Here is a 236-nt window from a genome sequence, read left to right as displayed (position 1 = left end):
ATCATGGGCATCGGCCCGGCGCCGGCCACGCAGAAGGTGCTGGCCCAGACCGGCCTGACGCTGGCGCAGATGGACGTGATCGAGCTCAACGAAGCGTTTGCCGCGCAGGGTCTGGCCGTGTTGCGCCTGCTGGGCTTGCCCGACGACGACGCCCGCGTCAACGCCTGGGGCGGCGCGATTGCGCTGGGTCATCCGTTGGGGGCCTCGGGCGCCCGCCTGGCCACCACCGCCATCAA

At 71.6% G+C, this 236-nt stretch carries 1 pseudogene; it reads left to right on the top strand.

Annotated features, from left to right (window positions below):
- Positions 1-236: pseudogene (locus HA630_RS27145) on the top strand (3-oxoadipyl-CoA thiolase); the annotation flags it as partial.

This window comes from Aquabacterium sp. A08, from assembly GCF_011742065.1.
The sequence above is the reverse complement of the archived record's forward strand: the minus strand, read 5'-3'. Positions and strand labels throughout refer to the sequence as shown.